At 59.9% G+C, this 13,405-nt stretch carries 15 protein-coding genes; 5 read left to right on the top strand and 10 right to left on the bottom strand.

What is annotated here, in order from left to right; translation table 11 throughout:
• Positions 1–283: 283 nt before the first annotated feature.
• From NKI47_RS32520 to NKI47_RS32510, 3 genes are all read right to left on the bottom strand, one after another.
• A complete protein-coding gene (locus NKI47_RS32520; protein ID WP_352595469.1) occupies positions 284–1,123 on the bottom strand; it encodes a class I SAM-dependent methyltransferase in 840 nt (279 codons plus the stop codon).
• A gap of 263 nt (positions 1,124–1,386) precedes the next feature.
• On the bottom strand, positions 1,387–1,974 hold the full coding sequence (locus NKI47_RS32515; RefSeq protein ID WP_352595474.1) for an AAA family ATPase: 588 nt from the start codon (positions 1,972–1,974) through the stop codon (positions 1,387–1,389).
• 256 nt (positions 1,975–2,230) lie between these two features.
• Positions 2,231–2,941 (bottom strand): LysR family transcriptional regulator, encoded by a 711-nt coding sequence (locus NKI47_RS32510; RefSeq protein ID WP_352595466.1) that lies wholly within the window; start codon positions 2,939–2,941, stop codon positions 2,231–2,233.
• Positions 2,942–3,304: 363 nt separating this feature from the next.
• Between NKI47_RS32510 and NKI47_RS32505 the strand changes: the two genes are divergently transcribed.
• A complete protein-coding gene (locus tag NKI47_RS32505; RefSeq protein ID WP_352595472.1) occupies positions 3,305–4,264 on the top strand; it encodes a GHMP family kinase ATP-binding protein in 960 nt (319 codons plus the stop codon).
• A complete protein-coding gene (locus tag NKI47_RS32500; RefSeq protein ID WP_352595463.1) occupies positions 4,261–5,307 on the top strand; it encodes a cysteine synthase family protein in 1,047 nt (348 codons plus the stop codon). Before NKI47_RS32505 ends, NKI47_RS32500 begins: the two co-directional genes overlap by 4 nt.
• 43 nt (positions 5,308–5,350) lie before the next feature.
• On the opposite strand, the gene NKI47_RS32495 is transcribed toward NKI47_RS32500, so the two are convergent.
• From NKI47_RS32495 to NKI47_RS32470, 6 genes are all read right to left on the bottom strand, one after another.
• Complete coding sequence (locus tag NKI47_RS32495) at positions 5,351–6,082, bottom strand: amino acid ABC transporter ATP-binding protein (RefSeq protein WP_352595461.1); 732 nt, start codon at positions 6,080–6,082, stop codon at positions 5,351–5,353.
• Positions 6,079–6,735 (bottom strand): amino acid ABC transporter permease, encoded by a 657-nt coding sequence (locus tag NKI47_RS32490; RefSeq protein ID WP_352595458.1) that lies wholly within the window; start codon positions 6,733–6,735, stop codon positions 6,079–6,081. The genes NKI47_RS32495 and NKI47_RS32490 overlap by 4 nt, the downstream gene beginning before the upstream one ends.
• Positions 6,736–6,842: 107 nt before the next feature.
• Positions 6,843–7,589 (bottom strand): ABC transporter substrate-binding protein, encoded by a 747-nt coding sequence (locus NKI47_RS32485; protein ID WP_352595456.1) that lies wholly within the window; start codon positions 7,587–7,589, stop codon positions 6,843–6,845.
• Between the two features lie 163 nt (positions 7,590–7,752).
• Positions 7,753–9,045, bottom strand: coding sequence for a threonine synthase (locus NKI47_RS32480; protein ID WP_352595453.1), 1,293 nt, complete (start codon positions 9,043–9,045; stop codon positions 7,753–7,755).
• Complete coding sequence (locus NKI47_RS32475) at positions 9,042–10,235, bottom strand: M24 family metallopeptidase (protein WP_352595450.1); 1,194 nt, start codon at positions 10,233–10,235, stop codon at positions 9,042–9,044. Before NKI47_RS32475 ends, NKI47_RS32480 begins: the two co-directional genes overlap by 4 nt.
• A complete protein-coding gene (locus tag NKI47_RS32470; RefSeq protein ID WP_352595448.1) occupies positions 10,225–10,998 on the bottom strand; it encodes an IclR family transcriptional regulator in 774 nt (257 codons plus the stop codon). Before NKI47_RS32470 ends, NKI47_RS32475 begins: the two co-directional genes overlap by 11 nt.
• A gap of 146 nt (positions 10,999–11,144) precedes the next feature.
• Between NKI47_RS32470 and NKI47_RS32465 the strand changes: the two genes are divergently transcribed.
• Positions 11,145–11,405 (top strand): helix-turn-helix domain-containing protein, encoded by a 261-nt coding sequence (locus NKI47_RS32465; RefSeq protein WP_352595445.1) that lies wholly within the window; start codon positions 11,145–11,147, stop codon positions 11,403–11,405.
• Between the two features lie 27 nt (positions 11,406–11,432).
• Here NKI47_RS32465 and NKI47_RS32460 read toward each other — a convergent pair whose 3' ends face one another.
• Complete coding sequence (locus NKI47_RS32460) at positions 11,433–11,648, bottom strand: helix-turn-helix domain-containing protein (protein WP_352595442.1); 216 nt, start codon at positions 11,646–11,648, stop codon at positions 11,433–11,435.
• A 127-nt stretch (positions 11,649–11,775) separates the two neighbouring features.
• Between NKI47_RS32460 and NKI47_RS32455 the strand changes: the two genes are divergently transcribed.
• Together NKI47_RS32455 and NKI47_RS32450 are read left to right on the top strand one after the other, a co-directional pair.
• Positions 11,776–12,525 (top strand): autoinducer binding domain-containing protein, encoded by a 750-nt coding sequence (locus tag NKI47_RS32455; RefSeq protein WP_352595439.1) that lies wholly within the window; start codon positions 11,776–11,778, stop codon positions 12,523–12,525.
• Complete coding sequence (locus NKI47_RS32450; protein WP_352595437.1) at positions 12,488–13,231, top strand: acyl-homoserine-lactone synthase; 744 nt, start codon at positions 12,488–12,490, stop codon at positions 13,229–13,231. Before NKI47_RS32455 ends, NKI47_RS32450 begins: the two co-directional genes overlap by 38 nt.
• Positions 13,232–13,405: the final 174 nt, after the last annotated feature.

Here is a 13,405-nt window from a genome sequence, read left to right as displayed (position 1 = left end):
GGCCGATGGCCGTCCGTCACCCCTGATCGATTAAAGCCTCACCGACGCTGCCAACAAAGCTCACGCCTCAAACCCCGCGCCCCTCCCGCGAGCGGGTTCGTTCCCTGGCGATGCCTGCTCGTCCCGCTCGACGAGACAGACGGCAGAGAACCACCCAACCAAGCCGTTTGACCCGCACTGGCGGCTGCTGAGTAGGCGAAGTCCGCATCGCCTCGATCGCGCCAAGAGCGGACATGCGCCTTAGTCTTTCGTGAGAGGCAGCCGCCCAGTGTCATGACTAGCTCTAGGCGTGCGACCAGGCGCCTACTTCCGAACGGCTCACGATGACGCTACCCGCCTCGATTTCGCGCTGCATCCGCTGTCCCAAAGTTTCAATATCGACCTCAGCGGCCGTCGCAACGCCCCGGCTCTGGATATCCGGCAGCATCGTGACAATGAGTTCGGCGGTCTGGTGTGACCAGTCGAAGCCGCCATTGGTTCCCCCAACAACCGCCTCCATACGCATTGAGGGCGCGGTCAATCCAGCCGCGCGGAATGCCGCATCGAGCTTGATACCCATATTGGTCTCGATACCGCTGCGCCGGAACGTCTCGACGATCCATCGACAGCATTGGTCGTAGGTCGGCGCCGGCGGGCTGGATCGACAGCCGTCCCAATCCGGCTCATGGAAGACGATGGTCCCTCCAGGCCGGAGATGACGAGCGACGCCACGCAGCATGGCCACAGGATCGGCTTGAAACATCAAAATGTAGCGGCCGATCACGGCGTCGAACGGTCGGTCGAACGAGAGTGCCGCGGGATCGCCTTCACGGAAGCTGACGTTCTGGATCGGATGCGCCGCCGCACGCCGCTCCGCCGCCGCCAGGGCCGCTGGAGCCCGATCTGCGCCGATGACCTGACCTTCGCTGCCAACCATCTCGGAAACCAGGAATGTAACATCACCCGCGCCACAGCCCACGTCGAGCACGCGCATCCCGGGGCTCATGCCCGCAGAGAGCAAGATTCTTCGCGTGATCGGGTTAATGATGTCCGCCTGATGGCTGAGACGCCTGATCTCGCGATCGGAATGGACGAGAATATACGGGACGTGAACGTCGGCACCAGCGCCACCGGCGACTTCCATGGCCTGCCTCCCCTCATACGACTGTTCCCCAAATGGGGCATCGTGCTGGTCGACGACTATGCGCCGATGCGGCAGCCAGTCAACGAGACTCGCTGTCCACCTCAGCGCGAATGTCGCTTCAGGGTCACGACCCCCGGTTCCGCTAAAGGTCAGCTTTCGGGCCGCCAAATCGCCCCGGGAAGGGTCGGTTCGGGTCATCGGCGTGAATTCGCCCTCGACGAACGAACTTCCGCTCGGGGTCGACTCAAGCCGTAGCGCGAAGGTCAGGTTTGGAGAAGCGCCGGGAATGGCAGCTCCTGGCGCTCCTTGCCCGTTCGGCTGGACAAAACAAACAGCCGCTGTCCACCTCTGAGCGGCAGTTTAGTTGGGTGCCAAGCGTTAGATTTTGGCAGGAAGCGGCCGGCTTTGCGACCGCCACGCCGACCGCGGTCGATCAGCCCGCGCAGTTTCTGGAACAGGTTCGGTAGCCGGTGGACCTCGTCGAGGATAACCAGCTTGTCCTGATGCTCGGCCAAATAAAGCTCCGGCTGGGCAAGCCGTGCGCGGTCGGCGTCCGACTCGAGGTCAAGGTAGATCGAAGGACGCCGTTCGGCTATTTCCGGCGCCAGGGTTGTCTGCCGACCTGAAGCGGCCCGAGCAGCGCAACAGCGGGCATGCTGTCCAGCGTCTCGGTGAGTTCTATGCTGATGCGGCGTCCAATTATCCTTGCAATTATGGAGTATAGTTCCAGTTTTGCAAGGAAACCGGCAGCCCAGCCGTGCAAGACGCGCAGAGCCAAGGGCTTGAAAGCGCCGACGTCTTCGTTGTGAGATTGGCCCGGAACCGATCCCGCCGATGCTGACCCGGTTCATCACAATAAACAGAGCATTCGCCAAGGCACGACGGACTCTGAAACCGGGTTGATTGTCCGACCATGACGGTCGGATAACTGTCAGGACGAATACCGATCGCGCAGGAACGCGACGAAGATCGGTAAGGCAGGATTGGCGTTGTCGGATCGCCAACGGGCTAAACTGGAGATCTGAATTGGTTTGCCCCCGATCCGCAGCTTACGACAGATCGCATCTTTAAGAACCCTGTCGGCATCTCGGTCGTGGATCAGAGCGACTACAAGCCCGTTTCCGACGAGGCGCAAAAGATGCCTGCACTGACGTGATATTTGAGGATTGGAGGACGCTGCACGCTGCGTCCAACAGCGTCGGCGAGCAGAAATGCTTCGCCCCTGCGTACCAGCAGCGTTTCCTGGTGCAACTCGTGCCACTCGATCACGGAACGGCTGGCGAGAGAATGATTTGAAGCAAGAACGACAGCCAGAGTGTCTTTCCACAGCGTCAATTCGAACGCGCTGCCGGTAAACCGGGAGGAGGAGGTCACGACCACGTCGACCTGGGTGGCACCCAGAGCAGCCTCAGGCGAAGGGTAAGGACTCTCTGTCAAGCTGACGGTCACATTGGGATGAGATTGCCCGAACTCGATGATTGCATCCAAGGCCCGCCCGGCGCGGATGATCCCGTTGGAACCGATGGAAAGCTTTTGTTGGTCATCTCTGGTGCCGGACCTGGCCAGAGTGAGCGTGTTGTCGAGCTCGAGCAGCACGGAGCGCAGACGCTCCAGGAAGCGCTCGCCGGCCGGGGTTGGGCCGACGCCGCGGGCATGGCGATGAAATATCCTCGTACCCACCGCGTATTCCAGATCGCGGATGCGCCTGCTGAGCGCGGAGTGATCGATCCCTGTGCGTCGCGAGGCGCGAAGGAAGCTGCCCTCCTCCGCGACCACAAGTGCATAATTGAGGGTCGCAAGTTGGATGGAGCTCCGCATCTCTGCTCAAAGTCAAGTTGGCGACAAAACGCGTTTGAGCGCTTTTGGCCGCTGCGGGCTATCGCCAAATCTCACTATTGACACAGGGTGAGCAGTCCAACCCTCCTTACAAGAACAATAATGAAGACACGTGCATGGCGCGCTCGTTTTGGACGGTTGTCCGCATGGCCAACCGCGCTCGGTGAGTGCTGCTGTGTCTAGTCCATTATTGGGCGCCCCAATTGGTGGGGTCGATCTTGCCCGTATCTTTGCATGATGCGCTTGCCTTGCCACTACCAAGATTTGGCGAGTGACAGCATGGATCAGTCATAAGCATCATCTGTCAATTCCAGGTGAGGAGATGACGTGGTGACAAAGACGAGGATGACGAGATCTGGCCATCGGACAAGCTCGGACAACAACGAGGCTATCAGGCTGCCTCTGGCGGTAGGAGTCGGACGAGCGCACGCCCATCATGGGGAATTCCTCCAAGGCGTCTTTGAAGGGGAAAACGGAAGGCTTTGTCGCGGACTCGTAACCCTGCCGCTCACGTCGCAAGAGTCGCTAGCGACTTTCTGGCCGCATGAACAAACTGGGATTCGACCGCGGCCTGCAAACCGGACCAAAGCGGCTCGCGCGGCGGCCCTCACGCTCGCGCATATCGGAATAGCTGAAGGAGGTGGAGAACTTACGATCGAAAGCCCTATTATGATAGGGCATGGCTACGGTTCCTCGACCGCAGACGTCATTGCTGCGATTCGTGCGGTGGCAGCTGCAGCGGGCCTCACGCTGCGCCAGTCAACGATTGCGCGACTGGCGGTGGCCGCGGAAGGTGCAAGCGATGCCATTGCCTACGGCGACCAACCCCTTCTCTTCGCCCAGCGGGAAGGCCGTACGATCGAACACTTCGGTGGCGAATTCCCGCCCCTTCTCTTGGTAGGTCTCAGGGACGGCAGTGCCCGGCCGATCGATACGCTAACCATGCCGCGGGCACGCTACGATGGTGAGGAAATCGGGCTGTTCCGTGTTCTGCGGGGACTGGCGAACCGCTCCATCCGGCAACAAGATCCCCGCCTGCTTGGACGTGTCGCAACCATCAGCGCCAGTATCAGTCAGAGGCATCTGCCGAAGTCATCCTTCAATACCGTTTTGGATATAGCACGGGCGCATGACGCGTGCGGTGTGCAGGTGGCGCATAGCGGAACATTGATCGGCATCCTTCTGGACGCGGCTGCGCCCAGGGCGGCCATGCGCGCTGCTGAGCTGGCAAGGCAGGTGAGCGGCGCAGGCCTCCAAGGCGTCCATACGTTTGCCCTTAATGCCGAAACGGGGCCAATCCAGTGAGCGCGGCGCAAGACTATTTACGCGCCTATGAAACGCCGCGTTTTGCCCAACTCGCACCTAACCTCAACGCCGCCTGCTTTTCCCTCATGAAGCTGATCCCCGCCCGGTTCATGGTCGATCAGGCGGAAGCATCAGGACGCCTCAGGCAGGAAGGTCACATCATCGAAACGACGTCGGGCACATTCGGCCTAGCCATCGCAATGCTAGCTGCGGTTCGTGGCTACGCGCTTACACTTGTCACCGCCTCCAGCCTCATCGACCTGAAACTCAGGCGGCGACTGGAACAACTTGGTGCCAAAGTCATGGCCATCGACGATCCTCAAGGAGACGGCAATCAGCGCGGTCGGCTCCAGTATCTTCAGCAGACCCTGCAAGATAGCCCGGGCACGTATTGGCCTCGACAATACGACAGTCCGGAAAACCGCCTTGCCTACGCGCGCCTGGCCGACCTCGTTGTCCGATCATTCGGCCGTATCGATTGCCTCGTCGGCTGCGTGGGCACTGGGGGATCGCTTTGTGGAACCGGAGGCTTCCTTCGTGAGCTCTTTCCTGATCTCAGGATGATTGCTGTCGATACCCACAGAAGCATGCTCTTTGGCCAGCCTGTCGGACGTCGCATGCTGCGCGGGCTCGGCAACAGTGTTTTGCCGGAAAATGTTCGTCATGAGATGATCGACGATATTCATTGGGTGGGCGCATTGCCGGCTTACGCAATGGCGCATGGACTGTTTCGTGATCACGGGCTGTTCATGGGGCCGACCAGCGGCGCCGCAGCCTTGGTCGGCGCCTGGTTCGCCAGGCAAAATCCGGAAGCCTCCACCGTCGTGATAATGCCAGATGAAGGGCATCGTCATTCCGATACAGTCTACAACTCCGACTGGCTCGCCGGTTTGAAGGATTGGCCAATCTCAATTCCTCTTGAACCAACTGTTCTCACGCAAATTCGTCCGGCCGAAGAGACGGCGTGGACGAGATTCCCTTGGAACCGCAGAACTTTAAACGCCGTCCTCGCAGAGATGGATGGCTGGTTCCCTACGCAGTGACAGTTCCGAATTCAGGCAAGGCGACAAACCACATCGACCAGGGTCAGACAGGGTGCATGACCCGGTGAAGAAAATCCCTAGTGCGTTCGTGTTTGGGATATCGAAGGAGCTCCTTAGCCGGGCCTTGCTCAACGATCCGGCCGCCGTCGAGAAAGAGGACGCTATCGGAAACCTCTCGCGCGAACTGAATTTCGTGCGTAACCACGAGCATGGTCATGTTCTCGTCTGCGAGCGCGCGCATGACCTGCAGGACCTCGCCGACCGTTTCCGGGTCAAGTGCGGAGGTGGGTTCGTCGAAAAGAATGGCCTGTGGGCGCATCGCCAGGGCGCGGGCGATGGCCACGCGCTGCTGTTGGCCGCCCGACAATGAGGCGGGATAGGCATTCGTCTTGTCGGCTAAGCCGACGCGATTGAGCAATGCCATGGCCCGCTCGCGGACCTGGTTCCTATTTTCCTTCAGCACGTAGAGCGGCCCTTCCATGACGTTTTCCAGGGCGGTGCGGTGCGGAAACAGGTTGAAGCGTTGGAAAACCATGGAAACGCGGCTGCAGATGGCGTGAACCTGGGGCGAGGCGGCATCCACCACCGTCCCGTCGATGCTGATGCGACCGCGCTGATAGGTTTCAAGCCCGTTCACACATCGTAGAAGCGTCGATTTGCCGGAACCCGAGGGCCCGATCAGACATACGACCTGTCCCTTGGCGATCTCGGCGTTGATTCCCTTGAGGACTTCATGGGCGCCGAAGGACTTGTGCACGTCGTCGAAAGTGATCATCCCGCCGCCCCAAGATAGCTCTCGACTCTGTGCATAAACAGGTTCAGCGGAACCGTCAGGCACAGGTAAAGCAGTGCCACCAAGGTAAAAACTGTCATGTTGTCGAATGTGGACGACGCAAGCATCTTACCCTGCATGGTCAACTCCTGAACCGAAATCACCGATACAAGCGAGGAATCCTTCAGCAGCATGATCATGTTGTTGGCGTAAGGCGGCAGGATAATCTTGATTGCCTGCGGCAGCACGACGCGGCGCATCATCAACGGACGCTCCATCCCGATCGATTTTGCCGCTTCGACCTGACCCTTGTCGACCGCCTCGATGCCCGCGCGGAAGGTTTCCCCGAGATAGCAGGAGTGAGCCAGGCCCAGCCCGATCGTGCCGGCCTGGAGCGCAGTCAGGTTGATGCCGATCTCGGGCGCGACAAAGTAGATATAAAAGAGAACCACCAGCAGTGGTATGCCGCGCACGAAGTCGACAAGGAGCCGCGTCGGCACGCTGACACAGCGTATCCCCGATGTCCTGAACAGCGCCAAGACAAGGCCGAGCGCCGTCGCAAGACACAGCGCAAGAAAGGTTATCACGACGGTCAGCCAAACGCCTTGAAGAAGAAGCGGTAGATATTCCGTTGCGTGGGCGATGAAATTGGTCATGGCCGGCTTCCTCTTGGCACGTTCCCCGGCTCTCACAGCCGGTCATTGCGATGCGATCCTATGGTCCTGCCAGCCGACGCTTGTTTCGAGCTCAATGCGGGATGGCTTCAGAGGCCATATTTGGCGAATATTCGGCTTAATTCGCCGCTTTCCTTCAGCTTGGTGATTGAGGCATTCACCTTTTCGAGAAGCAGCGGATTTTCCTTGGCGACCGCTAACGCGACTTCGCCTTGCTTCATCGGCCGATAGCCGTCGACGAGGCGAACTCCCAGTTCGGGGTTCTTTGAAAGCTGATATGCGACGATCGGGGCGTCACCAAAGCCGGCCTTGATGCGGCCCAGGACCACATCGCGCATCATGTCAGCGATTGAGTCGTAGAGCTTGACTTGACCGAAGACGCCAAGCGCTTCCAGGGCGTCGGCGTAGGTCGAGCCGATCTGCGCCCCCACGGTCTCACCTCTCAGCTCTTCGATCGTGTAGTTCTTGCTGTCGCTGGCAGCAACAAACATCGCCTCGCCATAGGCGTAAACCGGCGTGCTGAAATCGATCACCTGCTTGCGCTTGTCTGTTATGAACATGCTGGCGGAAATCAGATTGATCTTGTCGGTCGTCAATGCCGGGATCAGGGCTGGAAAAGCGTTTACCTGGAAGTCGGCGGTCGTACCAAGGTTCGCGGCAATCGCACTTGCCAGATCGACCATCGCGCCAGTCGGCTTTCGGGTTGCCGTGTCGATAAACGTGAACGGCACCCCGGTTGGCGTGACGCCGACCCTGAGGGTTTCCTCAGCCATCGCCTGAGTTGCCGTCGCGACGCCGAGGGCTGCGAGCCAGCCGATGAGTGTTTTGCGAAGCATGAAAATTCCCCTTTCATCATGTTTGAATCGAGATTCCGCTCGCTAAGCGAGTTGAATTTGCCTCTCGTGGATAGCTTTTGGAAGTCGCAATTCCGTCCAGTGGTGGACGAGATCATCAGTCGATCAGAAGTCGTATCTGTTCATGATCGTCTCTATCTTCTCTTCAGGACATCTTGGCCGCGCGTTGTTCATCAGAGGGCGTGAAATAGTCGCTGTCCTGGGCAAGGTGTTCCCACGCTTCGGCAACTGACCGAAACGATTGTTGTGCTTGGCCCGCGCCGGTCGAACGATCCAAATCCTTGAGGCCGCTCGCCGTCACGATGGCAACGACGCTGTCCGACCGCGCGATCGTGCCCTCGCATCTCAAGGATTCAATAGCTGCAAATGGCGTCACCGAGGCAAGCTCGGCAAACACTCCCTCCGTGGCCGCAAGCTGCTGCTGCATGGCTATCAGGCCGAAATTGCCGACCGGCATCGCCATGCCGCCGGATTCACGCAGCGCGTTGAGCGCCTGAAACGTGCTGCGTGTGGTGCCGATCGAGATGGCAAGCGTGTCGAAACCCGCGGGAACCTCGGCGACCAGATCGGCCTTGCCGGCAAGCGCCTTTGCCAAGGATCCGTGCACTTCCGCCGCCACGAGTCTCGGCAACCGATCGATCCTGCCTTGGCTGAGAAGATGCTTGAATCCCGCCCAGAGCCCGGCAAGCGCGTCGCCATAGCAAACAGGCACGGCGCACCAGTCCGGCACGGCTCCGTGCATCTGTTCGACGATCTCATAAGCCAAGGTCTTGTAGCCCTCGATCCCGACAGGATGACTGCCCACCACGGGGTTGTGAAACGGGGACGTCGCAAACCATCCGAGGCGCTCGGTACCAGCGGCAAGCAATGGCCAGCGATGGGACTTGTCGGCCAGGGATATGACGCTTGCGCCGTATTTGCGGATCTGCGCCAGCATTGCGCCGGCGGTGCCTGAGAATGTGACAACGACGCATTTCAGGCCCGCCCGTGCAGCATAGGCGGCAAGTGAGGCCCCGGCGTTGCCCGACGAAGCAGTCGCCACCACACGTGCGCCACTCAAACGTGCCATGGACACCGCCACGGTCGAGAAGCGGTCCTTGTGGGACCACGTAGGGTTTGCGCCCTCGTCCTTGATAAGAAGCTTGGGGACGCCGAGCTGCTTTCCCAGCCTCTCGGCGCTCAGCAGCGGCGTCAGGCCCTCGCCAAGGGAGATTGCATCGCCGAGCCCACAAGGAAGCGTGTCGGCATAGCGCCATAGCGAGGGCAGCGCGGCAACCGCTGCGGAAGCGGCCGACCTAGCTCCGGATGGATCGTAGACGACCTTAAGATTGGCTGGCGCTTCGGCGCAGCATATCGGGCAGCCGCGTGAGTCGATTTTGGTATCGATCGGGAACAAGGCGCCGCATCGAATACAGGAAAAACCTGCCGCGCGGCTCATAACGGAACCCGGGTGATTGCATCGTGCGTCTGCGTCAGCCGCTCCACTCCGCGCCGGCGAACAACCACCATGTCCTCCACCTGGAGTCCCCAGCGGCCGATTTCGTAGTAGGGGGTCTCCACGCACAGCACCATTCCTTCTTCAAGGACGTCTGTACTGCGCGCCGAGAGCGTCGGCGCATCGTAACCATCAAGGCCGATGCCATGGCCGACGTGATCGCGCTCGTAGTGGGCAATTCCTTCGCTCTGAACCACACGCACCACCGTCTCGAAGAGCTGTGCTGCCGGCATGCCGGGCCGGATAATATCGCAGGCATGCTGAACGCCGCGCAGCAGCGCCTGCTGTAGCCGATGCGCCTGCGGCGGCGGCTCGCCCAGCGTGGCGATGCGGGCAATGTCGGCGCGGTAGTGCCGAAACCGGCCACCGACGTCGAAGCGGATGATTTCTCCAGCGCCCAACTTGCGGTCGGACGGCTGGACGTTGATGAGCGCGCTGCGCTCGCCAAAGCCGATGCATCCCAGTACGGGCAGGGCGCCTTCCTCGACCGTCCTGACGTGAAAAGCGCGCGCCAGATCGGCTTCGGTGGGGCCTTCCTGAGCAAGGGCGAGGGCGGCTTGAATGGAGCGTTCGGCAATCTGGGCAACCTGGCCGAGCCGTTCGATTTCATCTGCCGTCTTTACGGCACGAACCTCGCGAAGCAGCGCCGTCGCTGGTAGGAACGACGCATTGGAAAAATGGGCTCTGAGGGTTTCCTGGTATCCTGGCGCGAGCCCCGCCTCGTCTATGCCTATCCGCCCGCGGCCGAGCCGGGCTTCTTCCAATGCCGCGATCAAAGCCGCAATTGCATCGCCATGCCTCGGCAGGTCGCGAAGCTGGAGGTGTCGTTCATTGGCGCGGTCCACGGTGGTCGAGGAACCGACATCGGCGTAAAAGTCGCCGTAGCGCCGCACCTTGCTAACCCAGACTTCCTGATCGGCAATGAGGTCGAGCGTGCTGGTGCTGGTGATGATTTCAGGCGTGCCCTTGTCCGGAGCCGGCCACATTACATAAGTCTGCGGACCACGACGAATCCATTGCGGCAGAGCCCAGAAGCCGCTCATATAGGTCACGTTTTCCGGTGTCGTGGCTATAACGGCATCAAGCCCGGCTGCCGACATGCATTGTTGCAGGCGGGCCTCGTTAAGCAGCATGGTGGGAATCCCGAGCCTGTTTTGCTTCCGGAAAGCCGAGGCCGGCAGAGATGCGCGCCGCAGCCGCCATTACTGCCTCTCCAGTCTCGCCGATCTCCACATGCGGCCCCACAGACCGGGGGTAGGCCACACTTATCGCCGCAATGATCATGCCTGATGCATCGCGAAGCGGTGCGCCGACAGCGATCAACCCGGTAAAGTTCTCGTCCAGGGAGGTTGTGTAGCCGATAGACTCGGAGGCTCTGATCTGAGCGATGAGCTTGTGCGGATCCGTGACGGTGCGTACGGCAACCTGCTCCAGCGGACCCCGTCCGAGAATTCCAACAACTGCATCGCCGCTCAGCTCCATCAGGAGTGCCTTACCCAGCGCGGTGGAGTGCAAGGGGAACATTTCGCCGGGTGACGAGCGAATGACGACCGGACTCTTGCTTTGCACGGTCAGGAGATAAATACCGCGATTGCCCCGCCTGATGCCCAGGAATGCATTGAGGCAACCTTCGGCGGCCAACGCCTGCAGTTCGATTTCTGCCAAACCAACCAGGCGATCTCTGTCCAGGACCTTCCGCGCCAGCGCGAGAACAGAGTGACCGAGCCGGTAGCGCCGCGAGTCTGGCGACTGCTCGACATAGCCCTGCTCTGCCAGGGTGTTCAGAATTCGCTGCACGGCGGGAGCACTCTGCTCAAGCCGGCGGGCGAGTTCGCGCACCCCGACCGCTTCGTCCGCTTCCTTGAGGACATTAAGAACCGCAAGGCCACGTTCCAACGAAAGATTTCCTGTCACTGGCGTTCCTTATTTCGGAATGGCGTTCCGCAATATGATGAGAAAAGCAGCAATGGCGGCGTCTGTCAATGACGAATGTTCACTATAGTGTGTCGTCCTAAAGTGTACGCAGCGACGACCATGCCCTCATGGACCTACGGGTGGTTGTCGGCTTGAACGTACAGAGGATTCGGCGCGCACAAGCCCTCTCTCAGGAGGAACTGTCGTTCCGTTCAGGGTTCACGCGCGCCTACCTGAGTGGTCTGGAGGCCGGCCGGCGCAACCCCACACTTCTGTCGCTTGCAAAGCTTGCCACTGCATTAAGCGTCGACATCGCGGAATTGACCAAACGGCCAGGCAAAGACGCCCCAGCTGTGGTGCAACGTGGGCGACGCAGCAGAAAATCCTGATCCTCCCGCGGCCTCTTAGCCGGTGGATTACGGCGAGTTGCGACGGACGAGCTGCTCCACGTCAACCTGCAATGCCAACGCCAGTACCTCCAAGGTATCGAGGGTCGGTGAGTTCTCCTCCCGCTCGAGCTTGCCGACATAGTTTCGATCAAGGCCGGCAAGGTCCGCGAGCTGTTCCTGCGACAAGCCGGTACCTTGGCGAAGCAACCTCAGATTGCGAGCAAAAACCGACCTAAGCCTCATGCTGCGAGGCAGTCAGAACGCGCCCTTTAGTGCCACCTACTATAGTAGTCAAACGTCATGCCGCATGTTGCGGTCGCGGCCAACTCATTTATTCTTTCTTTGTCTCAGTACATTGAAGGGGCGTGAAATGCCGGCAGTTCATGGGAGCGTCTTACAGCACCAGTTAGCGCAAATCTTTGAAGCAACCGCGCTGATTGATCGTGCAAGCAGCGTCGCCGAAATCATTCGGCAACTGCGCAAGAGCATCGAACGTCATGGCTATGCAGCCTGTCTCGTCACCGAATTGCCACGCCAGGACACCGGATCGCTGGATGGACACATCCTCGTCAACGGTTGGCCGGGGGAATGGTACGACCACTACATGGCTGCCGGGCACTATCGTCATGACCCTTGCGTTGCTTTGTGCCGTGGTGCGATCGGGCCGTTCCTTTGGAGGGACGTCCATCACGGCTTGACGAACGGCAATGCCAGGAGGGTGATGGATGAGGCAAAAGAATTTGGGCTTTGGGACGGGATCTGCATCCCAATCCAGGCTTCATTTGGCAATCCGGCCTGCGTAACGGTTGCCGGACGCGAAATTGATTTGGCGCCGACGGTGCGCTGCACCGTTCATGCGCTTGCGCGCCATGCCTACTCGGCTGCCGAACGACTCGTTGGCAGCTCGCTCGGGCGGCCGAGACAAAAGCTTTCCCAACGGGAGCGTGAAATCCTGCAGTGGGTCGCCGGCGGGAAGACCGCATGGGAGGTTTCCCGAATACTTGGCATTTCGGAAAACACCGTGACGACCCATCTGCGCAACATCAAGCAGAAGCTCAGCACCGCCAACGTCGTGCACGCCATTGTCGAGGCTTATCGCAGGCGCGAAATCGAACTTTGATCCATCCTCAGATCTGGGTATTTCATGGGCAATCGTCGCGTGGTCGGATGGGGTTCCATCTCGAGGAACCGCAATGATTCAGGTCCACGTTGTCGATGCGTCAAACAGCTTTGCCTATCGAGGGGATCTCGACAGTTACTTCCGCCTGCGACATGAAATCTATGTCGATGAACGTGGCTGGCACGAGTTGAGGCGCCCCAACAGTCGCGAGATCGACCCCTTTGATACACCAGAAGCGATTCATCTGCTTGGCATCCAGCCGGGAAGAGGTGTCGTTGCCGGATCCCGCCTGGTGCCGAGCCTCAGTCCGCATCTGATGAGCGAAATCTTTCCGCAACTTGCCGAAGGTGGCGTTCCACGCCGAGCCGATATCTATGAGTGGACGAGATTTTTCGTGGCCCGGGATTTTCGCGAGCCTGGTCGACCCTGCCAGGCCGCCGGCGTGATCTACTGCGGAATTCTGGAATTCTGCATTCAAAGAGGCATAGGCAATCTGACGATCGTCTGTGAGGACTACTGGTTCGACCGCTTGGCATCGATCGGCTGGTGCCCAAAGCAGCTTGGGTCTTCATTCAAGTGCGACGACATGACCATCATCGGCGTGATGGTCGACGTCGGCCCGTCTGCCTTGGCCGCGACGCGACAATTCTACCGCATAACCGACCCCGTGCTTTGGGCCGAAACGCCAATCAAGCGGCTGGCCTGACCGCGGCCGCCGTTGGGCGTTACGCCTCGAACGAACATGCTGCCTGGCAGACAAGTTGGTGGATGCCGGCGATGGTGCATCTACCTGTCAGCCGAAACGCTAATCGCAAAAACGGCCGCTCCAGTCACCACCGGGCGAAATCGGGCTGTTCGAAACCGGAGAATTTAAGCGATG

The sequence above is a fragment of the Mesorhizobium sp. M0633 genome (assembly GCF_040320645.1).
Lineage (GTDB): Bacteria > Pseudomonadota > Alphaproteobacteria > Rhizobiales > Rhizobiaceae > Mesorhizobium.
Note: the sequence above shows the minus strand (reverse complement) of the source record. Positions and strands in the feature narration are given on the sequence as shown.